Raw genomic sequence first — 26,369 nt, 5'->3', positions numbered from 1 at the left:
TTCTTTATCTAGCAGGCTCACCATAGTCAGTTATTAGTTTGTTCATGTCCCTTTCACTAAGTTCGAGAGCTTCCCTGAATTCTTATTAACGATATATGTAAAGTCGCTGGCATCGCCTGATGTTTATGGGGTGAAGAATGGCCGCAACATTGATTGACTCAGTAGTCTTTAGTGAAATGTTCAGCACTAATGCCATGAGTGAGATTTTCTCAGACAGGCAGAGAATACAGTACTACCTGGATGTGGAAGCTGCACTGGCCAGGGTTCAGGCACAGTTGAGTATTATCCCTCAGGAGGCAGCCGAGGAAATTTGTCGGCACTGCCATGCTGTGGAAATCGATTTTGCGCGGTTGAAATCTCAAACAGAGCTGATTGGCTACCCGGTTCTTGGGGTTGTTCAACAGCTAGTTGCGCTTTGTAGCGGGGGAGCGGGGCAGTGGTGCCATTGGGGGACCACTACCCAGGATATTACCGATACCGCAACAGTGCTGCAGATTCGCGCGGCCCTGGGGTTAGTGGAAACAGAGGTAGACGCCATTGTCGATGCCCTGGCGAACTTGGCAAAGGATTACCGGGATACGCCAATGGTAGCTCGCAGTAACCTTCAGCAGGCCGTGCCAATCACCTTTGGCTATAAGGCGGCTGTATGGTTGGCTGGTTTCCACCGACATCAACAGCGCCTGCAAGAAATCAAGAAACGTGTGCTGGTCGGTGAATTTGGCGGTGCAGCCGGTAATCTGGCGTCCCTGGGTGACCGGGGGTTAGCGGTACAGTCTGGCATTATGGAGGCGCTCAAACTCGGCACACCTATTATCGCTTGGCATACCATGCGTGACAGAATTACGGAAGTCGCCTGCCTGTTGGGTTTGATTACAGGTACTTTGGGAAAGATTGCCCTGGATATCAAACTAATGGCTCAAACGGAGGTTGGCGAGGTCACTGAACCCTTTACCGCAGGGCGAGGTGCTTCCAGTACCATGCCGCAAAAACACAATCCGGTTTCTTCTGTGTACATCAGTGGCATGGTTCCGATTATACGGCAGCAGGTGGCAGCTTTACTCAATGCAATGGAAGAAGATCATGAGCGGGCAACGGGAACCTGGGAGATTGAATGGGTGGTTCTTCCGGAAATTTTTTGCCTCTCGGCCGCTGCTCTGGCACAGGCGAGGTTTGCTTTGAGTGGTCTCAATGTACACCCTGAAAATATGTTGCGTAATTTAAAGCTGACAGGAGGCCTAGTTTCTTCCGAAGCGGTGATGATGGCACTTGGCCCAAAAATTGGCCGTGAAAAAGCCCACGATCTTGTATACAGGATTTGTAGTGAGGCCATTGAAACGGGGCGTCCATTTGCTGAGTTGCTTAAAGAAAATACCGAGGTGGCGTCCAAGATTAGTGATGACGAAGTAGACAAGCTTCTCGACCCAAAGAATTATCTCGGTCTTTGCGGTGAAATGGTAGATCGGACGCTTGCCAAACAAGAAAGATAATGTACAACCCGAAAGACCTAGCAAATATTGAGCGGCTCTGCTATCAGTATATTAATGCCTTGGAGCTGGCTGATCTGGAAGCACTTGTATTACTTTTTGCTGCTAATGCTACGGTTAACTCTCCCATATTTGGTGAGTGCTCCGTGAGGAGCTTTTATTCCTATGTCTTTCGGTCAATCAGCAACCGCACGATAGTTCTCAAGAATATTCTTTTGGGTATGGTGAGTACGAATCAAGTTGCGATTTATCTGAGCTATACCCGATCAGTAGAGGATAAAGGTCCGGCCACAATTGATGTAGTGGACCTTTTTGATTTAACTGATGATCTTAGTGGTTTTTCGTCTGTGAACATTATCTATGATACTGCTCCAATTCATGGAGCCTTTATAGACGCAAAGGATTGTCCTCAGTAATTTGAGTTTGCTTCTAGGCTAGAATCACCATTTGAATGTTGGTATTAATGTGCTGAAACTGCAGCAAGCGCCCGAAGTAATCCTGTATTAGGGGGGGAAGCGGGAACTGGGCAGTTAAAGCTTTCAGAATGTCCATAGTTGTAACCATAGAGCAGGTTACAGGCCATTATCCTATGTCCGAGTGTTGTCGGGTGCACAGCGTCACCAGTGGGTACAATATTGCCCTGATCGGTAAGAAAAAGCCTCTCGCTGGCCCCTATTCTGGTAAGAGTATTTTTAATTTTTGCATTGTAATAGTCGGTACAGTGATTGGAGGGATCCTGGCCATCCAGGTTGGTCCTGCGAGGTATGGTGGAGATCATAAAGGCGATATTGCTATCAGGTATTCCCTGTGCATTGAGATGGTTGTATATCTTACCCACCAAGGTCGTGTTGTCCCGTATATCTTCGGTGGACACAATACTGGCGACTACTTCATCAAGCCGTTTGGCCGTTGCACTTCCGGCTTCTGGTATTGCGTTACACTGGGTCGCGCCGTTCATATTGAGGAAGGTGATATCGTTCGTCCCCAATTGAATGGGCACAATAATGGCATCAGAAGCTGACAGGTTTTGGTTTAATTGGCAGGCTTGGTTACCTAGCCATCCGGAACTATTGCCATTCTCGCGGCACAATTCGGTAACAACTGAATTAAAGTTGGCAATGGACTCTGTGCAGTTGGTAAAACTGTAACCCGTTGGCACCCGGTGCCTGGTAGGGTTGAGGAAGCACTGCATATCACTTGTCGTGGCCCCTGGGATACCGGAATGCCAGTAATTTTCGGTCTTTTTTTCTACACCATTGGGTTCGGTAGGTCCACTGATCGTACCAATGCTTTCTATGGGCTGGCCGTTATAGCTAAAGGTCATCACCCGATTGGTATCGCTACTGCTCAATGGGAAACTAGACTGCCCATCTGCAGCCTTGCGAATTTGTTGCCAGATTTGAGAGCGGAAGCCCATAGAGTTATAGGGCAGGGTTGTCATACCGTAGGTGATGGAGTCGCCGATAAACCAAAGCTTGATTTTATCAGCCCCGCCTTGGGTTGGATTACCTGGATTGTTGGGCTGGGTTCCGGCTGTTGGCGGAGTATTCGTGTCGGGTGTACTGGTTTGGGGTGTGCCACTGGTCTGGCAAGCGGTGTTAATGTCAGGTTTAGCATTGACTCCGCGGTATTCTCCGTTGAATCCAAAAGCTCGTGCCTCTCCCGGTGGGATAGTGTCCTGGGCGCTGGCAGTTACAGAGCCTGCATGATCGGTGACTTCCGCATTCCAAGAATGCGTTACTTTTTGATCACCGGGCCACTGCCATTGAACCTGCCAAGCCTCTAAGGGCTGGTCACCAGTATTGCGAATCACAACGTTAGCCATAAATCCACTGCCCCAGTCATTTTGAATGGCGTACTCAGCCGTACATTTTCCTGTGGCTTGAGGTTGAGGGATTGGTGTTACCGGCGTGGGCTTTGAATCAGCAATCGGATCCGTTGTGGGAGGTACCGGTGTAGGCACGGTAGGGTTTGTCGGCGGGTTAGTGTCGGGAGTGCTGCCTGTTGAAGATTCAAACCATTTCAGAGCATAAGCGCGAAATTCCGATTCGGAGGGCAGGGTACCCTGTTTGGCTTGATAGTCGCTGAGATAACTCTTGGCATCTTTGAAGAAGTTTTCGTGGGTGTGATAAATCTCTTTTTTATTTCCCTCGTTGTCGATCAGCCAATAACCGACAAATTCGTTAATCCAGCTATCGTACTCATTGCCATACATTTGCCAGTATAGAATAAAGGGTGCTCCCCACTCTAGTGCGGTTTTAATGACATTGCGTGAAAGCATGTCCTGGGCTTCACCCGAGCGGGTCCCCCAGTCTTTAAACCAGGATTCGCCGTAGCCGTATTCGCCAATAAATACGCGCTTTTCAAAGGGGAGCCCAGGTTTAGGCGGAAGCTTTTCGTCAATAAAATCTAATGCTTTGGTTAACTCTGTATGTAGGGTGGCAAAATCTGAATGTTTTTCCTGGGTGGTCAAGTCGTAGGCGGAATAGGAAACCAGGTCGACATTAGTATGCGGGAGTACAGCATTGGTGATGCGCTCTTTACCCTGCATCGCCGACTCTACCCGGTTCACTTCGACATAGTGATACAAGTGGATATTGGCGTGGGGGATATTGGCTTTTGCATCATCGATGGCCTTTTGGCGAATATTGAGCCAGTCGATTAGCCCCTGGATACGCAAGGGATCGAGTTTTTCCTGATTATCATCCCGTGTCCCATCGGCTTTTTGCACAAGGTTCCAGTCTCCCTCCCAGTGGCCGATCATAAAAGTTTTACCGGAGCCGTTATATTGGGTTAACAGATATTCTGCCATCGCATAAATCTTATCGTACTGCCATACAATTTCCTCTTGTGACATTCCTTTATTGTCCATCCAGGAACCAGAGTCCTCAACCCAGAACATATAGTGAGAAAAATCCATCTCCAAGACTTCACGGTAAGCTGGGACTTCTTCCAGCATCCGCTTGAATTGGTAGTCCAGTCCTGCACCCTTCAATTCATCATATAACCCCGTGGAAAGGGCGATCTTAAGGAGGTTTGAGCCCATCGAGCGTATCGCTTTGGCAGACTCCACCAGAGAGCCTTCGCCAGTAAAGCGGTATTTGGGACTAATAGTCTGGGTGCCCAGAATGTAGTTGTAGCTGTCCAGTGCTGATAAGGGGCTATTGGCTTTTGGTGGCTCGCTAGGTGTTGGCGAGGGCGATTGTGGGATATTGCAGCTTGCATTGAGTTCGCTTGGAACCTGCATGCCGCCGGAATAGGTAATGTTGAATCCGAAGGCGCGGGCCTCACCGGCCGGAATATTGGCAAAGTCACCGTTGCCTTCTGCGCTTGCGGCGTTGCCGCTTTGGGTGACTTTAGCGTTCCAGGTATGGCCAATCTCCTGGTCCCCAGGCCACTGCCAGTTAACGGTCCAGCCATTAATGGGCTCTTTGCCGGTGTTACGCACCACCACTGAGGCCATATAACCCTTATCCCATTCGCTCTGAACAACCATGCTGACATCACAGTTTGTGGCTGCCATCGCCAGGGGTGCTGAGCCAAGTAAAAACAAGCTGAGGGAGTAAGTACCCGCTCTGATGAATCGTTTGCTCATCTAAAAACCACTATTTATTCATTTTGTACAGTGTTCTAAGGCCCCGCTGCGCCAGGAAAGTTTCTCTCGAGGGGATGTGCCAGTTTTTGACCATAGAGTCGAGTATTCCCGTTGAGTGGGCTTGGGGAGGGTCACGGGATAGTGAGTAAGGATTGAATATTTAGTCATGTTTTTCGATGGCCTGCTTGCGCGCTTTTGCGGACTGGCTGTGAACCAGACCAGGTTTTCTTGGGGTTCGAGTCATCTTATAAAACCCGATTAAAGAGAAGAGTCATTGCATGAAATTCACCAAATAAAAATGATTTTCATTTTGAGGGGCCTGCATAGGATTGTTTTAACGCTGCCATTTACTGGCTGTTGCAAACTTTGGCGGGCACAGGGCTTTTTGAAACATACCCGCTGAAAATAATCAGGTATGCTGGCACTTTCGTGCCAGCATAAATAATTAACGTTTGATGTGTTCAAGGGTAATAACCCTGCCTTCCATTCTCCACAGGTTGCCGGGAGTGATTGGGGGGAGATAAAAGTGGTGTTGTTGGGGTGTTTCACTTCGCGGCTATCTGTTGGCCATACCAGCTATCCCCGCGCAGTGCGAAGGTGACTTTTGAGGATATGACTGGCTTTCTAGTATTTACTGTCATGGGCACTTTACTTAAAAAAATGGAGAAAAAATGAAGATAATAATAATCCGGTGTTATGCCACATTTTTTATACTGCTTGGATATGCGCCTTTTGTCTTGAGTGCAGACTGGTTATTGGGGGCGGGCAAGTTTGATATTACTGGCCCCGCCGCGGATGTGGGTATGGTTGGATACGGTGAGACCAGCCAGACCACTAAAGGAATTCATAGTCGCTTATGGTCCCGAGCCTTTGTCATTGCCAACACAGCGGACAGTCAGCGTTTGGTATTTGTTTCCGCCGATTTACAGGGCATTCCTCAGGGGGTTAAGCAGGGGGTGATGGCCAAGCTTAAAAGTAAGTATGGCGACAGTCGCTATACCGATAGCAATGTCATGCTGACAGCTACGCACACTCATGTTGGGCCCGGTGGCTACGACCATTATGTCATGCTTAATATGAGTGCACTTGGTTATGCGGAAGATAACTATAATGCGATCGTTGATGGGATTTATCAGTCAATAGTCTTGGCGAATAACGGCCTAGTCGAAGGCGATATTTTTCTGGAGCAGGGTACACTGCTTGATACCAGTATTAACCGCAATCCGGAGCCCTATGTACAAAACCCGGATGCCGGTGATTACCAATACGATACCAATAAGACGATGACTCAGCTCAAGCTGGTCAGTTCAAATAATGATGTGTTGGGTATTATTAATTGGTTTGCGGTACACAATGTCTCACTCGGCACAAGTCAGCGTCAGCTGAGTAGCGATCATAAAGGCGCTGCCAGCTATCTATTTGAGCAGTGGGCAGCGAGCCAAGTAGATACAGCGGGGAATTTTGTTGCCGCTTTTGCCAATAGCAATTTGGGTGATGCTTCCCCCAATATTTGTGGCCCAGGAGATGGCTGTGGTTCTTCCGAATATGGCAGCCTTACCTTGGCGGCGGAAAAGCAAGTCGGCAAGGCAAAGTCTCTCTACGGGGCTTCTGGCACAAAGTTGTCAACGGATCTCGGTTACCGACATCAATATATTTATTTTCCCGGCTATAGCGTAGCGGGGGAATATACCGGTGTAGGCCAGCAGAATATTTGTGAAGGTGCGGTCGGTTGGTCGTTTACCGCCGGTTCTTCTTGGGATGGCCCTTCTGGGATAGAGGGTATTTTTGAGGGTATGTCTGTTGAAAGTGAGGGTACAGACTGGGATCGAAGTGAAAGCCTGTTTGAATCAGTGATTGGTGGCTTTCCACTTTTCGGGCTTATGAATGCATTCTCTGCGGCCGCGGTCTATGAGGATACACAGGATGACCCCTGCCAATATCCCAAACCTACTTTTGTTGAGCGTAAAGTTCTGGGGCAGGAATTGTATACGCCCTACCTACCATTCCAGTTGTTTCGCATCGGGTCCCTTGCTTTGGTTGCCGCGCCTAGTGAAATGACCACCATGGCTGGACGCCGACTGGAAGCACAGGTGCGGTCGGTAATGCAAGACCACGGTATTTCCACGGTGGTCATTGCTGGCTTGGCGAATGCCTATACCGGCTATGTGACCACCCACGAAGAATTTGATAGACAGCATTATGAGGGCGGGCACACAATCTATGGCCCGAACACACTAGCGGCTTACCAGCAAATTTATACTGAAATGGCTCATGCCATGAACAATGACCTGGTTGTGGATGCTGGTCCCACACCGGCGGATTTATCGGATGATCAGGTTATTCCTGTGATTGGGGTCGTCTACGATGACAAGCGGCTGTGGGAGTCTTTCGGCCAGGTTTGGAATGATGTGGGCAACAGTTATTCTGTCGGGGATACGGTGTCTGCAAGCTTCCGTTCCGGTCATCCACGCAATGATTTTAGAACTGGGGACACCTTTATCGAAGTACAGCGTAAGGTGAATGGTAACTGGGAAACTTATCTCACGGATAATGACCTGGATACCCGCTTTATCTGGACGCGGGATACGTCAGTGGATTGCCTGGCTTGCTCGTTTGCTGAGGGGCGGTGGGTGATCGGTGAGGATACTCCCGCGGGCACCTACCGTATTAAACACAAAGGAAACTGGAAAAGTGGCTGGACTGGTAAAATTTCCAGCTACAGTGGAAAATCCAGTAGTTTTACGGTCAAAAATTAAGCGTGGCTAGGGGGAGGAATTCCGCCTCCCGCCGTTCCATTATGACAAGGGTAAGCTATATTTCTTTCTTTCGCAGTGAAATACAAGGAAGTTCTAGATTCGTATTGAGCGTACGATAAGGTAAAAGATCGGGATATATCTTTTTTATTATAGGTTTGTTTAATTTATGTGAACAACCATCAGGCCACTTTAGTGGCCTGATGGTTGCGAAATTTTTCATTCAGAGGGTAACTGAAAATACCCACTTTTCTGTTTAAGAGCTAAGTAACCTCTGAATAATTAAGCAATATTAGCGCGATCGCTAAGGTGCCAGATCTTAGGCTCAGCAAGCTGTTAGTAATTTTCGTCCTTTGCAAGATTATCCCCAAAGCCTTTTTCAGTGACAAAATATATAAGTAAGAGGTTGGGAGTCCCTGCTCACAATCCTGTTCTGCCGGGCGGTTATCTTTGTAGTTGAAAGTGGGCTAAGGCCTTTTCAGCAATCTCTCTACCATATTCCTGTACAAAATGACCGGCCTCTTCAATTTTAAGGGGCTCTGGGCAATTTTTGATGATCTTCCTCATAGCTTCCATCACTTTTTCGCCGAGTACAGCATCTCTCATTCCAATTGCCATAAAACTATCGCCATCCCAGGTCTTGGACCAAAAGTCCCTAGCCCTTAACCCCAGTTCAGCACCTTCCATACCTGGATCAACCGGCACTATGGAGGGAAAGCGACGAACACCGGCTTTATAGCGGTTATCGGGATAAGGGGCATCATAAGCCACTATATCGAAGAGGTTGACTTCAGACCTGGCATCGTTGGCAATCAACCCGCCTACTGGAATTTCTGGCACTCCGACAGAGAAGTTACGCCAGTGATAGAAACCCTCAGAAGCACCATCTCCCGCGGCAATAGCGGTATTCATTACCAGCAGCCGTGTGAACCTTTCAGGCATATCCATCGGAAGCGTGAGGCCCAGTAGCCCCCCCCAATCCTGGCAAACCAAAGTGATATTTTTAAGGTCTAGGGATTCGATAAAACGCATTAGGCTGTTGCGGTGAAAATCAAAGGTGTAGACGTTGTCATCCACTGGCTTGTCCGAACGGCCAAAGCCAAAGAGATCCGGTGCAATAACTCTGTGACCGGCTTCAGTAAAAACGGGAATCATTTTTCGGTATAAATAGCTCCAGCTTGGCTCTCCGTGTAGACACAGGAAGGTTGTTTCTGCATCAGGAACTCCCTCATCAATGTAAGCCATGCGCATTGAATCGAAGCCATCCAGACTATTGATATAATTGGGCTGATAGGTAAAGCCTGGCAATACAGAAAAGCGCTCCTCAGGAGTCCTTAATCGCTCAATAGACATAGTAACCCTCTCTTGTTTTAAAAGTAGGCAAATGGCCTTGCCTGGTTTTTTATGAATATAGGTGCTTCACATCTGAAATCGAAACTATAGGCCAAAATATAGTCTGTATTCAGTAATGAAGTGTATCAATTGATCATATGGGAAAGAACGGCCAGTTGGAGGTAGCATTTACTGCTTCCTTTCTGAGAGGAGATTAAGTGACGGCAGGAAGCTACAGGCAACTGATGGATAAGCAAAAGTGCCAGATTTTAACTCTAAAGAAAATTGTCGGACTTATATAACTTGGGAGCTATGATAAAACAGTTCAGGGTTCAATCACTAACGATGGGCCACTGGAGCAGTTGATCCTACCTACCAACGACGGACACTCTCTTAAGGGATAAACACCGCTAAAGAGGTACCCAATGGCAAGCCGAAGTAAATCAACCAAAACCATTCGTAAACACTACTCAGAGGAATTGATCCTACCCACTAACGACGGACAGAAGAAGGCTGGTTATACCTGACTGTAATGATAGACCTATATAGTCGACTGGTTATGTGTTGGACGATGTCGGAAACGATGACGGATACATTAGTCTGTGACGCCCTTCAGATGGCTCTATGATGACATAAGAAACCTACGAATGTTATCGTACATACTGACAGGAGAATTCAGTATTGCTCTAGAGATTATCAGTCTTTAATTACAGCGTATGATTTTTGATGTGGCATGAGTGTTAAGGGTAATTTAAACATAAGATATCGGGTTAATCTCCTGATCGCTGGTGCCTGTCAGATGCTTAATAATGCGAAAAAAGTGGTCTTTTTTCATGCTTCAAGTGATTGTATTGGCTATGTTTGCTGATTAATTTTAGCTTCCCAGTTTTTATTTCTATGATATTGCAATAAAACTAATCTATTTATTTGATGGGAATAGCGCGCTGGATTAATGCTAGCTGTCTTTTATGTAATTCGGGTTAGATCTCATAAAAATCAGAGGGCTTTTTCTAAGCCCATATCCGAAAATAGATTATGGGTTATATTTTAGTGTGTTGGCTTGTTGTGCAAGAAATTCAGCTGTTTCTTTAGGTATATTTCCAATAGGTGGGGCATTTAACTGTGGTGATTTGAGCAGGTGGGAAACAAAGATTGCTGCAGATAGATATACACCATTCTGATTAGGGTGGCTTCCGTCAGGATCGTACAGATCAATAGCTTTATCTGTGGAGGTGATTTCCTCCCAAGCAAGACCAACTGGTATGATTTCTGAAGAAGTGGACAGAGCTATATTTTGATAGCCCTCTAGCAGGCGAGCTTGCATTTTGCTACGAGTGTCATCCGGAATATTTTGAATGTCACCATATTTTCGCCCCCAGGTGAGAAAAAGGAGGGGAATAGCTCCTGTCTCTCTGATTTCATTGACAAGTTTTATGGCATAGGGATAAATATCTTCACGCCGTTGCTCTTCTGAGAAGGACGGTAGCTGGCTTTGCTCCTGAAGTACTACATAATCCCATGTTCTCTCATGAATAGCTTTTAGACTCTCTTCAGACTTTGAGTGCTTGTGTAAGGTCCAGCCTCCTGGAGTTATGGATCGATAGGTGATTTTCAAGTTATTATTTTCAGCAATTGATTGAATCACCTCTGGCAGCGGTCTTGTGTAGCTATTGCCAATGAAAAGTATAGAAAGATCCTTTTGGGATCCCTGGTCGATCTGTTTTTTTGATGCTGCTAAAAAATAGCCCCCGACGATGGACAGAGTTATAAATAGAAATATTTGAGCTTTCATATGGTTTTTGAGTTTTCTCATTATTTGGATTCGGCTCTGAAGAATATTATTTGTCGAGGGGGGAGGGGAATCGTTTTCAGATAAATTTGATTTTTTTCTAAAATAAAAATATGAAGTGATTATCAAAAGAACTGATTTGTAGTGGTCTAAACCCTCTGGAGACCTCGCCAAGTTGATAAACCTACCAGCCCAGACGAAGTATGACAACATAAAATAAATGTCGGCACTTCTATCTCGAGTTCAATATAGATGCCGTGTCGCTAGTTGTGTGCGAGATGTTTACGATATCTCAGGCTGTCGAGGCCGCTGGCGCCAAAGTAAATAATCTGCGTGGCTGGAAGAAAGAGCAGAGGCTGGGAAGGTAGAATTTGATTCAATTTTGATAAATACGCTGAGCTGGCTTGGCTTATACGAACAGTCAAATAGCTGAGGATAGAGAGGGAAGACCTAATAAAAACCAGTATTTTCTTGTGCAAGATAAATGAAATAAAGTTTTCTTCATTCAGAAAAACTGCTTTCCTCTCAATGCTCCCTTCAGAATGATACAAGAAATTAAGAGTAACTACTATGGTTTGCGTCACGGTAGAGATAAGTCTTTGGATAGCCAAACATGGGAGTTGTGCCTGCTCGGCGGCCTTATTTCCAGAGCCTGGCAAAGCTTTAGAAACCGTCGGCTAATCAAGTTGCTAAACAAAGAAGGATTTAAAATTGGATGCTATCGAGTCTGTAAGCAAGCGAAAAATCTGGGTTTGATAGTAAGGAACAATGCGTGTTTCAGACTGATGATCGGCAGTTAATGCCAGTTACCAGTCATGGAAAATTCCTTAAACCGGCAGTTTTTTATAACAACTGATAACCAAGTTTGGGAAACTGATATTACGTATATTTGGAGCTTGTAGGGTAGTTTATATCAATGGTGATAATCAACCTCTATTCGCATCAGTTTGCTGGCCGGTACTCAGGTCGCTAGATGGAATCCGTATTGCTGAGTCGTACATTGATGATAGTCATAGTTCCACGTACACAACAAAGAGGCATAATTTATCACTCAGACCGAGGCAGTAAGTATGGAAGCCATAACTACTAAGGCTAATGAAGTAGAATACTGGGTGGCGTGCTCAATGAGTTGAAAAGGGAATTTTGGGGAGAAAGCACCGATTGAATGTTTGTTTATTAGTCAAAATGGGAACGGTTAACCGAAAATTAATATCTGAGAAAAGAAGGTTCATAAATAGATATGAGAACCACTACCACTACCGCTTACGACACCACAGGTCGAATCTATAAGATGATGGTGATGAAATCCCCATCGAATTTGAGAAATGCGCTTAACTATGGCGTCTAGTTAGTTTGAGGACAACATCTTAGATGTGCTTTGTTCGGTCAGGTCCTGGACTTGAAAGTGCCATAAGTGCTCATCAGTTACCCCTTGTGACTCTTAGTCACCCGGGTCAATTGACCTGATAGGTCTGATTATCTGGCTGGAGTGTTGGATGTTGTATAGTGCGCCCATAGCTGTCGTCCTGCTCGGACGTTTATCAGATCATTATTAAGGTAGTAAGACGAGATGGAATATCAACCCTCGAAAAGTCCAGTATTACAACTTTGGAAGAAATTCGGAGGCTCGGCATTGGGGCGCTGGTCGGTTTCTAAGGTTGTCGCTTTCAAGGCGCCCTATTTCAGGTCTATCAAACCCTGCTTTGCCGAAGTGTCCCCTGGGCGTGTGGAAGTATTGTTGAAAAAGCGCTGGAGCGTAACGAATCATATCGGCACCGTACATGCGATTGCAATGTGTAATGCCGCTGAACTTGCCGGCGGAGTTTGTCTGGATGTCTCCCTGGATCGCCGCTTTCGCTGGATTCCAGTGGGTATGGAGGTTAAGTATCTGAAGATGGCAAAAACCAATCTGCGCGCGGTATGTGAGTATCCTGATTTTGTATCCATTGAAGGGGGGGATGTGGTGATGCCGGTGGGTGTCTTCGATACCAATGGGGAAGAGGTATTTCATGCGGATATCACTATGCGAGTATCCCAGCGCCCCGCGGCTCAGTAACCGCTGTTTGTCTGGTGAGCTTGCGATTGTCAAAAAATACTGAATCAGAGAGTTACTTTAGCCCTCGTCGGTATCATGCCCACCGTTCACTGATATCTGGACCAAGCCATTATTGGGATGGGTGGGCATAATTTATACAGCTTTTGAAGCCATATTAATGGATGTGCAGTGATCGCCAAAGTCGTAAAATAGTCAAACGCAGAGAAGTGATCGATCAACAGCCTGGAGGCGTTATGGATTTAGTTTGGACCTTGAATCAATCGTCAACCCCGTTTGGTTCTACTGCAGGAGAAGACCGTGAGCATGAGATACACTATGCGGAGAGCACGGCACTGACGAGTGATGCGACCTATCAGGACCTTGCCGCGAGCCTGAATCTGGCCATCTCGATGCTAGATCAAAATGTGAATGACAGCTCCCGCTATTTCTTAATTCATTGGGAATCCCAAGAGGCGACCCTAACCTTATCGGTCACAGATGATTGTAAGGAGAAGGATTCCAGGGCAGTTATTTGCTGTCACTTTGCGGAATTGGAGAAGAGGATGCTAGACACGCAATATTCCTCTGAGGAAGAAAAGCAACACTTTCTGGCAGAGTTTTCTGAAAATCTCAGATTCTGGTGTAAGGAGTTTCTATCTACAGACCAAGGATTTAGTCACTTTTCTTTAGTTGCACTTTTCACGGATACAACCAGGGATAGTGCGGTTATTTTATAGTAGCCGATTTCATCGTATTCTAAATAGAGGTGGGTATTTTTTACTACATGGAGGTAAAAATAGCCCCACTCTCAAACTAAGCTTCTTTATAGGCGTAAGCCGTGTTGCTTGCACCAAGTGAGGCTTGGCTCTGGGAATGTCACAAGTATTGTCGTTTCCTATATATTCGGTTGATATTCAGTATACCAATTATTAGTCTCCCAAACCTTTATCTTTTCAAATTTAACTTCAAAGGTCGGATTGATATTGGTCATTTTATTATTAATGCTCTCGTACCAAGCTTTGGCAAGGTTTTCTGAGCTAGGTTTGAAAGGAGTGATGCACAACTTACCGATTTTTGAATTTTTTATAAGAAATTGTTTTCTTTTTAGTTCTTCACCAATTACTTCTGTGTAATCAGCGGGATTGATTATTTGTTTTAGGAAGGGGTCCTGATAGTCAATGATCGTGGCATGATCACAAAAATCCAGAATCTCAGCCTTGAATATGCCTTTCAAGAAAGACATATCCAGTGGCGGGTCCTGATATTTTACTTTACATGTACATTCCACTCGATATCTATATCCAACAAAGCCTTCTTCCAGTCGGTTCTCTTCTATATAGGTATAGTTTACTTTCTTGGTGATATTGAGATCGATGCAGTATGTGATGTTGAAACATTGAACCATATCTATAATCTCTTTATGGGTAGGCTTTCTGCTGGTTAGAGATTAGTACATTAGGGACACTATCAGTTACTGATACAGGTTAAACTTTAGGAATTTGGCGTATTAATAGCTTCGGAAGGTAGTACATGTCAGGATGTCTTTTCATATAGTGAGTAATTATTCTGTAGATGGATAACAGTGATTAGTGGATCTGTCACCGCAAGAATAATAGGTCCTTTGGAGGTGCGTGAGCTTAACGTGCCTGCTGAGCCCACTCAATATCATCGTGTACGCGGGGATGGATATAGCAGCCAATATACCAATCATAGGGATGATCGCTAAGAAGAAAATCAAAATTAAAGCAAGTTCTGATATACCTAGCCTGTCGCTATACTTTTGCGCCCAGTTACTATTAGAAGTGCAGAGAAAGACAATGGCCTCGAGAAAAGAAACTAAACCTGGGACTCCAGCCCAGAAGAAAAGTAGCAGAAAATCCCTCACCACGGTCCCAAGTAAAATCCATGTATACTGGATATTCCCAGGAATATGGCTAAGTTGTAATTTTCTTAATGAGGGCCATATTTACAAGGGACCTGATTGAATCCGGTAAGATTTAAGATGCGAGGCAATACTGATCTCTGTGGAAGTTTTCTGCAAGAGGCGGTAGCTTTAGATTGATTCCATGCTAAGTCAGTCGTTAGGTAAAGCTTGAGGTGCCCGTCCAGCTTTAGCTTAAGCGCGACGTCCACTTTGCCCAGTGATCACTGCCGAGCCAATCAGATGGGCTAAGCGTAGGGCTTCCGGAACATTGCCGTTATCGGTAGCTTGCACCAATACCCCTGCGGCAATCTTTGGGGGGCAGCCGTGTACCTGGAAGTGAAAATTATTGTGGGTGTAAATCTTACCAGCTTTGTACAGGGTTTCCCTGCGCATTTGGTAATCGGGGAGGTGCCGTAGGGCTTTGTCTATATCGATCATATTTGGTGGCTTGCGCATTACAGCAATACAAGGACGCTGTAAGGCTTCAGCCAGTTTAGGTAGGTCAATAATATTGAAGCCTCCTACGGCGACACCATCCGTGAGCACCACATTTATTTGGTGGTAAAATTTGCTACCTTGAACTAATTGCGCAATAACCCCCGTGGCTTCCATACCATCTTTTCGAATTTCACCCCACAGCATTCCTTCGAAACGGGTATCCGTGCAGACAATGCCGCTGATTTTTACTGGCGAGCCTCGCTCTTTTTGAAAGGGGGCATCGTCAAATCCAATAATACGGAGCTTTTTTTTCAGGCGGAGCAGCTCTTCGAGAGATTTCATCAATTATTTTTTTAGCTGCTGGAAAAGGTAAGGAAAGAGTTGCAGTTTTTCCTCCTGGCTTAGGGACTCAACCCGGCGGATATTATTTTCTGGAATAGTTTCTGGATCAGGGTAGAGGCCAATCATATTTGCCAGGTTTTCCTCCCGCAGAAGGTGCAGGATTGGGTAGGGCGCACGATTGGTCAGGTTTTCTGCATCCTCCGGCGTTGTTCCTGCGAACTGATAGTGTGGATGGAAGCTGGCTAGCTGGTAGGTGCCGATGTAACTGTTGCGTTCCATAATCCATTCAGCTTGGTCCAGAAACTGGTTGTAGTCAGAAAAGTCGTACAAATGTTTGGGGATAATCAGTAGGGTAGTCAGTAGCTCGTTTTCCGGGGTGGTATCGAGTAACTGAAATTCAGCGAGGAGATCCTCGAGCAGGGTCTTATCCTCATTTGCGGTACTAACCCTGTAGCGGATCTGGCCTGCGCGCAGGGGTTTGCGCGCAAAAGGGCAGAGGTTTAAGCCCACCACTACATCGGTGAGCCACTGTTCCACTGCCTGTGTAACTTCTTGTTCCATGAATCGGTTTACCACATCAGATCATCGGGAATCTGGAAGTCTGCGTAGGGATCGTCTTCATCCACTGTGACGGAAATCTCTGCGGGTTTTACGATGATATCGGCATTGCGCTCAGCAATTTTGTCGGCGATCACCCGTGGTACCAGCTCAAAGCGCTCACCCTGGGCGACAATGACCAGGCGACCGGCTATCAAGTGATCACGCAGTTTTTCGCTTACATAGAGGGTTTTGATCTTTTTATCGAAGGTAAAGTTGTAAGCGGTATCACCGGAGTAGGGCTGTCGGTTATTGCTCACCAGCTGTTTGATCTGTGCGGCGATGGCCTTTTGCTGAGCTGCCGCTTCGCGCTCTGCATTCAGGGCGCGGTCCCGAGCTGTTTTCTCAGCGCGGGCCTGTTGGGCGGCCAGCTTGGTTTCATCAACTTGTGGTTGTGCCGATTTCTTTGCAACTTTTTTCTGCTTACGTTTTTCCTTATCGATTTCTTTAGCTTTCTTTTTGTCGACGAGTCCCGCTTGCAGCAGTTGGTCTTGCAGTGAGGCCATGGTGTATTTCCTGCAACAGTAAGTTGGATTAAGTGCCGCCAGTCTATTTAGTGGCCGCATGGTCAAATAGTAATCAGGGAGATGCCCCAATAGTTAATAAAGGGCATTTTACCTGAAGATAACCTCAGAGCTGTCACAGAATTTGATTTAGGGCGTCCAGGGCCTGCCGGAGGTGGCTGTGGCAATAATCTCATCGGGCTCTTTGCCATCGCTCAGCATCTGTGCGCCACCGGGAATGACCAGTGCCGAACCCGTAGCAATCGCTACACGCTTACCGCTGGGCGTATCGATATTGCACGAAGATACGCGAAGCTGGCGGCCGCGGTGGAGTACTTGGGCCTCGAGGATGAGCTCCCCGCTATTGAGCTTGGCTGGCCTGGCAAAGCGAATATGCATATCGAGGGTGGCGAAAATTGATCCCGCCGGCAGGGTGGAGTAAACCGCGCCGCCCATGGTGAAGTCTGCTGCCCAGGCCAATAGCCCTCCGTAAATGGACAGGGTGCCGTTGGAGAACCATGGGGAGGAAGGCATCGTCGAGATACAGCGGCCATTTTCTATCTCGATCGCACGGTAACCGGTGAGCATCCAGACGGGGTGAATACGGCCTTCCCCGATTGTGGTGCGCTGAAGCTCTATGGGTACTTGTTCCGGTAGATGCTGCATGTCGCAAAAGTAGGGTTTTGGTGGTGGTCGCAGGTAGGGGTCTGGAGGGTCCGTAGGTCCTAGATCTGGTAAAGGTAACTCCTGGTCAGGGTTGACTGGAAAGTCAGAAATTAGGCAGCGCGTGCTGCCATAGGCCAAGGTTCTGCCATCCTGGTCATTGATTTGAATACTGGAGAGCCCAACCTGACTGCCTGAGTGCACGGTGGTAGCCCTGCCAACGATATTTTGTGTGCTGCTGGTAATGGGCCGAATAAAGCACATATTCAATTCTGAAGTACTGAGTACCTTACCGGCGGGAAGGGTAGTCCAAATTGCGGAGGCGAGGGGCGCGTCGGCAAACATCGCGTAGATACCACCCCAGTAAATCCCAGTGCCATCTGCTAACCAGGGTGTAATGGGCATAGAGTAAGTGGCTTTACCCAGCCCTGCTTCCGTTGGCTGCATACCTGTGAGCCGCCAAAAGGGCGGGCCCGGTAAGCTTCCGCGAATGTATCGCTTGAAGGTCTGTAGACCAGGCTGTTGTAGTGCTCGCAGGTCACAAATGGCACCGCGATGAACTTCATCGGTGATATTGGTCATCCCCCGCCTCCAAACTCATGTATAGCAAGACTAATGTGTGGAAGAGGCGTAGACGAGAAATTGTGTGGTTGGCTTAGTGGCAAGTGGTTCAGGCTTGCCACTGTGTGGGGGGGGGGAGGGCACTATTCTGGTGAAAAATCTGGCAGAGTCAAAGTGAGGGTGGTTTTTTCTAGCGGACGCTCCTCGATAAACTGATTAATGGTGTTCTGTATCTCGGGAGAGGCCATAAATAAATTGTGGCCAGCATTATTGACGGTTACCAGGGTGGCATTTTTCAGCCCTGAGATCACCTCGCGCTGGCTCTCTATGTAAGTTCTACCGTCTAGAGTGCCGCTCAATAGTAAAACGGGGGTATCACTACGGGGGTTGCTGCGAAAGGTATCACCCAGATCCAGCTCCTCGGCTAAGCCATCGTAGTGGTAGGAAAAGTTGAGGTAGTTACCCAGCAAGGCATTTTCAGCCTGGGCTTTCACCTTTAACTTACGTTGCTTGCTTATACCTGAGGCAATATCCATTGCAGTGGGCATGGCGCTTAGGGTGATCGAGGACCCTGGATTTAAGAATCCAGCGGGAAAGTAGCGTCTGGGCGCTTGCTCAAAAGCGGGCGTCTGCCCCAAATCAATCGCGCGGTAGAAGTGCAATAAATGGGCTGCACTCTTTGGGTCAGCGATAAAAGCGGAAGCGATTTGCTGCATGTCCCTGCGTTGCAATAGGTAATCCAGATTGCCCCCCTCTCGCTGAGGAATCTGAATTTTAATTGGATTCTGTTCCAGCTTGTTATGCACTCTTTTTATCAGTGCTTTGATATCCGGGTAGGCAGCTTTGGCGGCAGGCTGTTGATCTACGGCTAGTTGCAGGCGTTCCAAGTAAGACTCAGTACGAGCTGGTAACTTAATGGTTTGGTCAAGGCCTTCTGCGCTGGATAGAATAATCCGGTCGATAGCGCCTTCCATTTGTCTCAGAGCGGCCAATGCCAGGTGGCTCCCATAGGAAGTGCCCCAGAGTACTATTTTTTCTGAATCGAGCAGGGCCTCTAAGTCCCAGGCATTTTCCCGAGTGTTATAGCCTGCGAGATCCACGCCTTCCTCTTTCCAAAAAGAAAGACATTCCTGCAGGGCCTTGCGATGTTGTTCGATGTACTGCGTATCAGGGATTTTTTCCAGTGGTGGAATAATCTGGTGGGATTCACAGTTAGGTAGATCGTTGGAGCGACCGGTGCCTCGCTGGTCAAGGGCTATCACATCGCCGTACTCTCGCAGAGCCATAAACATCTCGAAGCGATAGTTAATCGCCATAATACCGGACCCACCAGGTCCGCCAGCTAGATAGACGATAGGTGGACCGGGTTTTTTACCGGTTGCAGGAAAGAGTACATAGTGAATTGTAAGGCGACGACTTTCCTGGAGACTGCGGTTTTCGGGCACTTGAAAAGAGCCCTTGTAGCCCTTCGCGGTCTGATTACTCCAGGTTGTAAAGGTGAAAGGTTCCTCATTATGTGCCGGTTGTGCCTGAGATACTCCTGTGCTCAAGAAGAGGTTGCAAAGTAAAAAGCCAGAAATCAGGTGATGTCTACGGAATAAATGCATAGATAGCTGCCCTTCCTTTGAGCGATTTTTTTGTATTTTAATTGAGAGTAATATCTGAAGAGTCCGTTGACAATATGGCGGGAAATTTATTCAGTGGAATCGGTATAGCCGAACACTTGAGGTGCTTAAATAAAGATAACAACAAAGTATCGCATTAGGTCCAGAGAAAGCAGACCCCAGGGGGGCTATAACCGGTAAAGTTTCGGTCAGAGTAACCTAGCTAATACCATTGCTTGTGTTAGCGAGTAATAAAAGGAAGTTCGGCTCTTTGGTGTTGGGGATGGTGCCACCACTTGACTGTTCTAAATTCATCATAAGAGGGGGGAGGAGACTTCCTGCTTGTGAATGGCGCTAATTTCTTCAGGAACATCGCTCTGTGAAAGCCAAGCGCTAGAAGTTACTTGAAAATGTCAGCGTTTGTTCCCTAACATTTTTATATGATGTTATTGAAAGTCAAGTTATCACAAAAAATCAAAATAATAGTAAATATATAAAAATTATTTTTTGCGTGTCTTCAGGTTTCAGCAGCAGATCGTCATCTGTACCAATTTCTGGCTGGAGAATCAAAATTAATAGAAGAAAATGAAGCTAGTGTCCCTAGGTCAGCAGTTTAAGGGTTGTCTATCTCATTTATCGGGTAGTTGTAGTGATTATTTTATTTGAATGATCAGTAAAGGAGAAAAATATTTGCTTACTGGTGATTTCGGGGCTTTATATTAAAGTGACGTTCTGGGCCTGAATCTTCTTGCCTACTACTAGCGATACTTTTGTGAGTTCTGATCCCTGCTGCAAGAAAGGCGTACTATTCTGCTTGAATAAGCGATCTAAGCGTTTATCAATTTTCGTGGTGCGGTTATTCTGATTTTATTGGTCTTTCACAGGGTTGATGTTTTTGTAGCGTTGGTAGTTGAAGAAAATCCAGTTTAATTATGACCGAGCGGTTTTTGTTCTTTGCTTGTTATTTTCCACAAGTTTTACTGATAAGAATAATAAATACTTTTATCTCTTGCCCTTGATTTAGTTGTCTGTCCGGATTTTCGGCTTGTCTTGGCTTGTTAAGTTGAGCCAAGAGGGGGTCGAACAACTGCCGAACTATGTGTGTTTCACTATGGATAAATTATGCCAAAGGAATCTCTCTCTCTGGGTGGGTGAGTACCTCCCTGGGTTGAGACGATACTTTGCCTGCCGGGCTCACCCTGCTGATGTCGATGACCTGGTACAAGAGGTTTTTGCTCATCTATATTGGCACCTGGGACGCTCTGGAGTCGAAGTTAAAAATCCAAGGAATTACATCTACACGGTTGCTAAAAATCTACTGGTCAGCCATAGCCGTTACCAGAAAGCGCGATGTAGAGCCTATCACGATTCACTTTCGAGTGATTTTGATATTCCCGATATGATTACGCCTGAGCGCACAGTGATAGGTATCCAGGATTGCCGGTGTGTATTTAAAGCGATTTTGGGGTTGCCTCCACGTGCACGAACAGCGTTCAAATTTCATCGCTTTGAAGGTATGACCTATCAGGACATTGCTGAGCGTATGGAAATTTCCAAAGAGTCTGTAAAGGAGCTCATTCAGCGGGCGTTGATAAAAGTTAGGCGGGCACTGGAAGAAGCGTCATAGGATTTCAATCAGTAAAAATTTCGCGGGAAAAAATAATCGGCCTGTCTGGATAGAGTTTCCCTAGGTATATTTGCCCTGAAACAGTGCGCACTGGAAGGGTGGGGTGGTGCTCATGCTTTTTATTGCCGGTGAAAAAATTATACCTTTTGATGGCTAACTCTATTGTGGAGTTGTGTTGTTCTTCTTGTGGAGTGTTGGTTTTTCTTTTCAAATTGAAAATATTGTGTTGTGTGCTTGAACTACACTGCCTAAGAGTTTTTGTATTCTCTAGCGATCATTTATTTATGGCTTCTACAGGATCATGGAAGGAGGGCTTTCCTAGTTTTGGTTTGCTTTAGAGAAGGAAGGGGTGAGGATTCTAATTTTAAAGTGGAGGTTTTGGTCACTATGTTTGGTTGTTTTTAACCGTTTGAGTATAAGGTTATTTTTGGTTTTGATGTTCAAGGAGGGACCTATGTAAATAAAGATTACTTTGCAAAGTTGAGGGGAATCCCCCCGATTATGCTGTTAATACGTCTTTAACTTGGTTAGGCCTGAGATAAGGTGGTGTTTGGCTGACTTAAAAATAATAGAGAAAATAATATAGAGAGACTCAGTATGATGATGAGCCTTTGTAAGCAGGAAAAATTGATTGCACAAGCAATTCGTACCACTAATCCAGTCAATAATTATACCCCTTGGTATAGCGTTGCGATTGCCTGTCTGGTAATGACAGCTACGCCATTGACGGCCATATCCCAGGATGAGCAAAACGACGAGAAGGGGAATCGTTCAAGACAAGCCATTGAAGAGGTGACTGTAACAGCCCAGAAGATAGAGCAGAGCATTCAGGATGTTCCTATTGCAGTCTCTGCCCTTTCTGGAGACAACATGGATGCCTTAAAGATTGAGCGCGGAGAAGAGTTGCTGCGTGCAGTGCCGAATGTTAATTTTTCAAAATCTAACTTTAGTACTTATAACTTCTCCATTCGTGGCGTTGGTACCAAAGCAGTTTCTGCCGCCACCGATCCCGCAGTGGCAGTGAGCTTCAATAATGCACCTTTGATTCGTAACCGCCTGTTTGAGCAGGAATTCTTTGATGTGCAGAGGGTGGAAGTGCTGCGTGGCCCTCAAGGTACACTGTATGGCCGTAATGCCACAGCCGGTGTGGTTAATATGTTACCGATCATGCCGGAGGATGAATTCGCATCGGAAATTAAGGCGGAGATAGGCAGCTTTAATTCCAAACGTACCAGTGGCATGTTTAATCTGCCCCTGGGGGAAACAATGGCGCTTCGCTTGTCCGGAGCTTTGACCAAGCGCGATGGTTTCGATACCAATACTTATACCGGCAACGATGTCAACGACCGCGACCTCTATTCCACTCGTGCCATTTTTGAGTGGGAGCCTAGTGATACTTTTAGTGCAAATTTTATTTGGCAGCACTTCGAGGAGGATGACAAGCGTTCGCGTACGGGTAAACAACTTTGTAGCACCGATCCAGGACCGTCGACAATTGGTGATACTGAGCTAACAGAAATCACCTCTATATTCTTCAGTCAGGGCTGTTTGCCTGCGTCAATTTACAGTGATGACGCTTATAATACACCGAATGGAAGGGGGTTTGCATTTGTGCTGGTTCCCCAGTTTATATATTTAGACACTGGGGAGCCTGTCATTAATTATTACGGCAATCCCTACGGCAATGCAGAGCAGTCCAGAGATTTGCGTGAAATTGCCACCAGTTATGATCCGGTTTTCCGTGCTGAGAATGATTTGGTGCAGTTAAATCTTGAGTGGGAGATTGGCAATTCTTTCACTTTGTTCTCCCAGTCAACTTATGCAAAGGATGATTACTACTCCTCTCAGGATTACAATCGATATATATCCGATCCTATTTTTAATGACTCTGCAGAATTTGTTCCTACACCCGGAGGAATTTATACTGATCCACAGTTAGGTCCCTCGGATGGGATATTGGCGGTGGATGTCAGTCGTTCCGATAATAAACAGTGGAGCCAAGAGTTCCGATTGCAAACCTCTTTTGATGGCCCCTGGAATTTTTCTGTGGGCGCTAATTACTTAGATTTTAAAACCCAGGATGATTACTTCGTTTTTAATAATATGTTCAGCCTGATCGCTGAATATTTTTATAATGGTACAAGAGATCCTGATACAGGTTTATTAGTCTCTGAAAAATGTGTTGACCCGGAAGTTGGTGCAGGCGACATGGATTGTATCTATGTAGATCCAAATTCGCTAGAGAATATTGATGAGGAGGGACACAACTATTTTCTTAGCCGTAACCTGGTAGAAACTAGCTCATGGGCTTTATTCGGTGAGGCTTATTGGCAGATTACCGAAGATGTAAAACTCACTACAGGTTTGCGCTATACCGATGACCGCAAGCGTTCAACGCCGGTGCCCAGTCAGTTACTGTTAGGGACAAGTTTTGATAGTGAAACAGGCGAGATAATATCAGGTCGGCGCTCTGGTGGGCTTGTCCATAGAGGGTATCCAGAGGGAGATCAGGTTACTCAGGAGTGGCAGGAATATACGGGTCGTGCCGTGCTCGACTGGCATACGGAGACGCCCTTTACGGATGACACTATGTTTTATCTATCCTTTGCCCATGGGTATAAGGGGGGTGGTACAAACCCTCCTCGAGCAAAGATTGATTCGACTGTAGTTCAGTACCAACCCCTTGAGGATTCATTCGAGCCAGAATTTGTAAATGCGATTGAAATTGGTACTAAGAACGTAATGCTAGATGGAAGTCTGACATTCAATGCAAACGCTTTCTATTATGATTATAGTGACTATCAGGTTTCCCAGATTGTTGACCGTATTTCATTAAATGAAAATTTTGATGCAGAGAACATGGGTCTTGAGTTTGAACTGGCCTGGCAGTTTACAGATAGTACCAGGGTGGATATGAATATAGGGTATTTGAAGACCCGCATTGCAGATGGAGAGAAGTCTATTGATGTGATGAATCGTACCCAAGGAAATGAAGACTGGATGTTGGTAAGGCCCAGTATTCAAGTTCCTTCAAACTGTATTGCACCCGTAGATTTGGTTGAAACAATTGCTGCCTCTGGCAACGTACTTGCGATTTGGTCGCTTTGTGCAGGTTCAGCCCTGTATGGCTCATTTACTCCAGAGATAGAGGGCTTTGCACGTTGGGATATTCTCTATGGGGTAGACCCCTACAACCCGCTTACCGATGCTCCAAATGGAGGACGTGGCTTTGCCGCTGATTTGAGTGGTAATGAACTACCAAATGCACCCCGTTTTACGTTCAACTTTGGTGTTGAGCATGTTATTCCTATCGAAGATTGGGATCTAACTTTGCGTGCAGATTACTATCGCCAATCGGAGAGTTATGCGCGGGTTTACAATACGGAGTATGACCGCTTGAAAGCGTGGAGCAATCTCAATGCCTCAGTGAGTTTGAGTAACCCCAATTCTGAGTTGTATATGCAGCTATATGTGAAAAATATATTTGATGATGCACCTATCACGGATATGTTTACCAATAGTGATGACTCCGGTCTTACCACCAATGTCTTTACTTTAGAACCGCGTATTTTGGGTTTTAGTATCAGTAAGGGGTTCTAAGTTTTACTCACTAGAATAGTGCAAAATTTAATATTTATTTTTTCAAGTAAGCCACAGTAAGTTAGTGGGATAAGATTTCCACTGCTAACTTACTGTGGTGCTGTCGCACCTCCTGATAACCACCATTTTTGCTAGCAGTGTTCAATTTTATTCTCGGTTAAATAAAGTTTCTTGTGTAAACGCTCACAACCTTATAAGAGTGCTTAGATGCTATAAATAAGGAGAGTAAATATAGCCAGAAGAAAGGAAGTCGATTGTAGCTCAGGAGTGGATGCCGGCTTAAGCCCAAATACCACCAGTATTGCTAGTGGTATTTGGGGCTATCTATTTAGCTAGGGTTGGTTTAGGGCACAGTATAGGATGATTGGGGGTTAGTTGAGATTACACCGTTAATTTCACAATCGCTGCCTGACCCTACACTTGAAATTACAGCATTATTAAAAGTGATTCTTCCATTTGACTGATTAAAAGAACCTGTTAGGTCTCCAGCACAATCACCAGTTACTGCCTTTACTGACACATTTTTCAGGACCACGGTGTTATTGGCATTTCCTATCAGATCATATGGTAGGTTATTAAAAGTCACTCTATTGCACATGTTGAGGAAGCCACCGGACAGAGACAAGCTTCCTACCGAGGCATCTGCCCCCGTTGAATTCACACTACCAGATAATGAGCAGTTGAGGGAAATCCCTTTTTTAACGGTTAATGTGCCGACATTAGCAAGACCAATGGCACCTGCTGGTGACCAGGTTTCTGCACTCGCCAACCCGGAAAACCCTAGAGAGGCGAGACAGATAGAAGCAGCGGTAAGGATCTTTTTCATAATAATAGTATTCCTAATATCTCTGTAAATTATTAATGCAGGCGTACTACTTGTCTTGGACATTTTGTACGCCGCCCTAAGAAACATTCTTCATCGCTGGGAGATAGAGCAACTTAGACGTCCGTATTAAGGAGGTCGACTAAGTATCAATACCTTCCATTACTAAAGACGAAATGAGACGTTTGTTGGGGGGAGAGGTAGAGCCTAAATAGACGCAATTTTAGTTGTGGGGCGAATATCTCATCCTCAAAAACAATCGATTATGCGTTTTTTTTCACTGGTTCGCCTTAATGTCCCCATGACTCGGCTTTTACTGGCACAAAAAAATAATTTACAGAGGTACCCAAAATCTGAACTGTTTCTGGTGTCGTTACCGGTAATGTCCGGTGAGAAGGTTAGTATCCTATTTTCTATAGCACCTATTTCATAAGTGTTGCTGCAATTCTAGCTTGGGTTAACCCTGCAAGGTATTGTGCGATTAAGGCAGCTCCCTTGCCACTTTTCAGATAGCAGATAGCAGATACTAGGTGCGGAGAAGTGCTTTTGGTTTACTTGGTTCCAGCATTTTAAGGCCTTTAAGGAACCTCTGAATAATTCCGAGCCAATTTGGTAGTATTCAGTTATCCGTCAAGACTACGATAGATCATGCACCAAGTCACCTTTGCCGAAGCAGAATACAATCTGAAGCGCCGTAAA

General features: G+C 45.9%; 17 protein-coding genes and 1 pseudogene. 8 read left to right on the top strand and 10 right to left on the bottom strand.

Annotated elements, in window-relative coordinates:
* Nucleotides 1–137: 137 nt before the first annotated feature.
* The gene (pcaB, locus tag ACCI51_RS11110) at nt 138–1,487 is read left to right on the top strand and encodes a 3-carboxy-cis,cis-muconate cycloisomerase (protein ID WP_371843602.1); all 1,350 of its coding nucleotides are present in this window, start codon (nt 138–140) and stop codon (nt 1,485–1,487) included.
* A complete protein-coding gene (locus tag ACCI51_RS11105) occupies nt 1,487–1,900 on the top strand; it encodes a nuclear transport factor 2 family protein (RefSeq protein ID WP_371843601.1) in 414 nt (137 codons plus the stop codon). The genes pcaB and ACCI51_RS11105 overlap by 1 nt, the downstream gene beginning before the upstream one ends.
* 44 nt (nt 1,901–1,944) lie before the next feature.
* Here the strand turns inward: ACCI51_RS11105 and ACCI51_RS11100 are convergent, their stop codons facing one another.
* The gene (locus tag ACCI51_RS11100) at nt 1,945–5,079 is read right to left on the bottom strand and encodes a cellulose binding domain-containing protein (protein WP_371843600.1); all 3,135 of its coding nucleotides are present in this window, start codon (nt 5,077–5,079) and stop codon (nt 1,945–1,947) included.
* A gap of 671 nt (nt 5,080–5,750) precedes the next feature.
* On the opposite strand from ACCI51_RS11100, the gene ACCI51_RS11095 reads away from it, so the two are divergent.
* On the top strand, nt 5,751–7,835 hold the full coding sequence (locus ACCI51_RS11095) for a neutral/alkaline non-lysosomal ceramidase N-terminal domain-containing protein (RefSeq protein WP_371843599.1): 2,085 nt from the start codon (nt 5,751–5,753) through the stop codon (nt 7,833–7,835).
* 441 nt (nt 7,836–8,276) lie between these two features.
* Here the strand turns inward: ACCI51_RS11095 and ACCI51_RS11090 are convergent, their stop codons facing one another.
* Nucleotides 8,277–9,185, bottom strand: a complete 909-nt coding sequence (locus tag ACCI51_RS11090) for a haloalkane dehalogenase (RefSeq protein WP_371843598.1) — start codon at nt 9,183–9,185, stop codon at nt 8,277–8,279.
* A 478-nt stretch (nt 9,186–9,663) separates the two neighbouring features.
* Between ACCI51_RS11090 and ACCI51_RS11085 the strand changes: the two are divergent.
* Nucleotides 9,664–9,885, top strand: a pseudogene (locus ACCI51_RS11085) (DDE-type integrase/transposase/recombinase); the annotation flags it as partial.
* Nucleotides 9,886–10,197: 312 nt separating this feature from the next.
* On the opposite strand, the gene ACCI51_RS11080 reads toward ACCI51_RS11085, so the two are convergent.
* On the bottom strand, nt 10,198–10,977 hold the full coding sequence (locus ACCI51_RS11080; RefSeq protein ID WP_371843597.1) for a DUF4886 domain-containing protein: 780 nt from the start codon (nt 10,975–10,977) through the stop codon (nt 10,198–10,200).
* 1,546 nt (nt 10,978–12,523) lie between these two features.
* Between ACCI51_RS11080 and ACCI51_RS11075 the strand changes: the two genes are divergently transcribed.
* Both ACCI51_RS11075 and ACCI51_RS11070 read left to right on the top strand, forming a co-directional pair.
* On the top strand, nt 12,524–13,009 hold the full coding sequence (locus tag ACCI51_RS11075; RefSeq protein WP_371843596.1) for a hotdog fold domain-containing protein: 486 nt from the start codon (nt 12,524–12,526) through the stop codon (nt 13,007–13,009).
* Nucleotides 13,010–13,242: 233 nt separating this feature from the next.
* Entirely contained in the window at nt 13,243–13,725 is a 483-nt protein-coding gene (locus tag ACCI51_RS11070; RefSeq protein ID WP_371843595.1) for a hypothetical protein, read from the top strand.
* Nucleotides 13,726–13,883: 158 nt separating this feature from the next.
* Here the strand turns inward: ACCI51_RS11070 and ACCI51_RS11065 are convergent, their stop codons facing one another.
* The 6 genes from ACCI51_RS11065 to ACCI51_RS11040 all read right to left on the bottom strand — a co-directional run bounded on the left by ACCI51_RS11065 (nt 13,884) and on the right by ACCI51_RS11040 (nt 19,566).
* Complete coding sequence (locus ACCI51_RS11065; protein WP_371843594.1) at nt 13,884–14,393, bottom strand: 6-carboxytetrahydropterin synthase; 510 nt, start codon at nt 14,391–14,393, stop codon at nt 13,884–13,886.
* Between the two features lie 711 nt (nt 14,394–15,104).
* Nucleotides 15,105–15,692 carry an endonuclease dU gene (locus ACCI51_RS11060; protein ID WP_371843593.1) on the bottom strand — a complete coding sequence of 196 codons (588 nt, stop codon included), beginning with the start codon at nt 15,690–15,692 and terminating at the stop codon, nt 15,105–15,107.
* Nucleotides 15,693–15,695: 3 nt separating this feature from the next.
* A complete protein-coding gene (locus tag ACCI51_RS11055; protein WP_371843592.1) occupies nt 15,696–16,253 on the bottom strand; it encodes a DUF1415 domain-containing protein in 558 nt (185 codons plus the stop codon).
* A gap of 8 nt (nt 16,254–16,261) precedes the next feature.
* Nucleotides 16,262–16,795: a DUF2058 domain-containing protein gene (locus tag ACCI51_RS11050; protein WP_371843591.1), complete on the bottom strand. Its 534-nt coding sequence runs from the start codon at nt 16,793–16,795 to the stop codon at nt 16,262–16,264.
* A 147-nt stretch (nt 16,796–16,942) separates the two neighbouring features.
* Nucleotides 16,943–18,037, bottom strand: a complete 1,095-nt coding sequence (locus ACCI51_RS11045; RefSeq protein WP_299585084.1) for a PaaI family thioesterase — start codon at nt 18,035–18,037, stop codon at nt 16,943–16,945.
* Between the two features lie 122 nt (nt 18,038–18,159).
* A complete protein-coding gene (locus ACCI51_RS11040) occupies nt 18,160–19,566 on the bottom strand; it encodes an alpha/beta hydrolase (RefSeq protein WP_371843590.1) in 1,407 nt (468 codons plus the stop codon).
* A 1,165-nt stretch (nt 19,567–20,731) separates the two neighbouring features.
* On the opposite strand from ACCI51_RS11040, the gene ACCI51_RS11035 reads away from it, so the two are divergent.
* On the top strand, nt 20,732–21,247 hold the full coding sequence (locus ACCI51_RS11035) for an RNA polymerase sigma factor (protein WP_371843589.1): 516 nt from the start codon (nt 20,732–20,734) through the stop codon (nt 21,245–21,247).
* 597 nt (nt 21,248–21,844) lie between these two features.
* Nucleotides 21,845–24,847 carry a TonB-dependent receptor gene (locus ACCI51_RS11030; RefSeq protein WP_371843588.1) on the top strand — a complete coding sequence of 1,001 codons (3,003 nt, stop codon included), beginning with the start codon at nt 21,845–21,847 and terminating at the stop codon, nt 24,845–24,847.
* Nucleotides 24,848–25,190: 343 nt separating this feature from the next.
* On the opposite strand, the gene ACCI51_RS11025 is transcribed toward ACCI51_RS11030, so the two are convergent.
* Nucleotides 25,191–25,673, bottom strand: coding sequence for a hypothetical protein (locus tag ACCI51_RS11025; protein WP_299585076.1), 483 nt, complete (start codon nt 25,671–25,673; stop codon nt 25,191–25,193).
* Nucleotides 25,674–26,369: the final 696 nt, after the last annotated feature.

The sequence above is a fragment of the Microbulbifer echini genome (assembly GCF_041447225.1).
In the GTDB taxonomy this organism is placed as follows: Bacteria; Pseudomonadota; Gammaproteobacteria; order Pseudomonadales; family Cellvibrionaceae; genus Microbulbifer; species Microbulbifer echini.
This window is presented reverse-complemented; position numbering and strand designations above follow the sequence as displayed.

Excerpts from the sequence above, each read along its gene's own strand:
- ACCI51_RS11025 (WP_299585076.1), bottom strand. The coding sequence starts at position 25,673 with ATGAAAAAGATCCTTACCGCTGCTTCTATCTGTCTCGCCTCTCTAGGG.
- ACCI51_RS11090 (WP_371843598.1), bottom strand. The coding sequence starts at position 9,185 with ATGTCTATTGAGCGATTAAGGACTCCTGAGGAGCGCTTTTCTGTATTG.
- ACCI51_RS11075 (WP_371843596.1), top strand. The coding sequence starts at position 12,524 with ATGGAATATCAACCCTCGAAAAGTCCAGTATTACAACTTTGGAAGAAA.
- pcaB (WP_371843602.1), top strand. The coding sequence starts at position 138 with ATGGCCGCAACATTGATTGACTCAGTAGTCTTTAGTGAAATGTTCAGC.
- ACCI51_RS11030 (WP_371843588.1), top strand. The coding sequence starts at position 21,845 with ATGATGATGAGCCTTTGTAAGCAGGAAAAATTGATTGCACAAGCAATT.
- ACCI51_RS11045 (WP_299585084.1), bottom strand. The coding sequence starts at position 18,037 with ATGACCAATATCACCGATGAAGTTCATCGCGGTGCCATTTGTGACCTG.
- ACCI51_RS11095 (WP_371843599.1), top strand. The coding sequence starts at position 5,751 with ATGAAGATAATAATAATCCGGTGTTATGCCACATTTTTTATACTGCTT.
- ACCI51_RS11070 (WP_371843595.1), top strand. The coding sequence starts at position 13,243 with ATGGATTTAGTTTGGACCTTGAATCAATCGTCAACCCCGTTTGGTTCT.
- ACCI51_RS11055 (WP_371843592.1), bottom strand. The coding sequence starts at position 16,253 with ATGGAACAAGAAGTTACACAGGCAGTGGAACAGTGGCTCACCGATGTA.
- ACCI51_RS11105 (WP_371843601.1), top strand. The coding sequence starts at position 1,487 with ATGTACAACCCGAAAGACCTAGCAAATATTGAGCGGCTCTGCTATCAG.
- ACCI51_RS11050 (WP_371843591.1), bottom strand. The coding sequence starts at position 16,795 with ATGGCCTCACTGCAAGACCAACTGCTGCAAGCGGGACTCGTCGACAAA.
- ACCI51_RS11065 (WP_371843594.1), bottom strand. The coding sequence starts at position 14,393 with ATGGTTCAATGTTTCAACATCACATACTGCATCGATCTCAATATCACC.
- ACCI51_RS11100 (WP_371843600.1), bottom strand. The coding sequence starts at position 5,079 with ATGAGCAAACGATTCATCAGAGCGGGTACTTACTCCCTCAGCTTGTTT.
- ACCI51_RS11080 (WP_371843597.1), bottom strand. The coding sequence starts at position 10,977 with ATGAGAAAACTCAAAAACCATATGAAAGCTCAAATATTTCTATTTATA.
- ACCI51_RS11060 (WP_371843593.1), bottom strand. The coding sequence starts at position 15,692 with ATGAAATCTCTCGAAGAGCTGCTCCGCCTGAAAAAAAAGCTCCGTATT.
- ACCI51_RS11035 (WP_371843589.1), top strand. The coding sequence starts at position 20,732 with ATGGATAAATTATGCCAAAGGAATCTCTCTCTCTGGGTGGGTGAGTAC.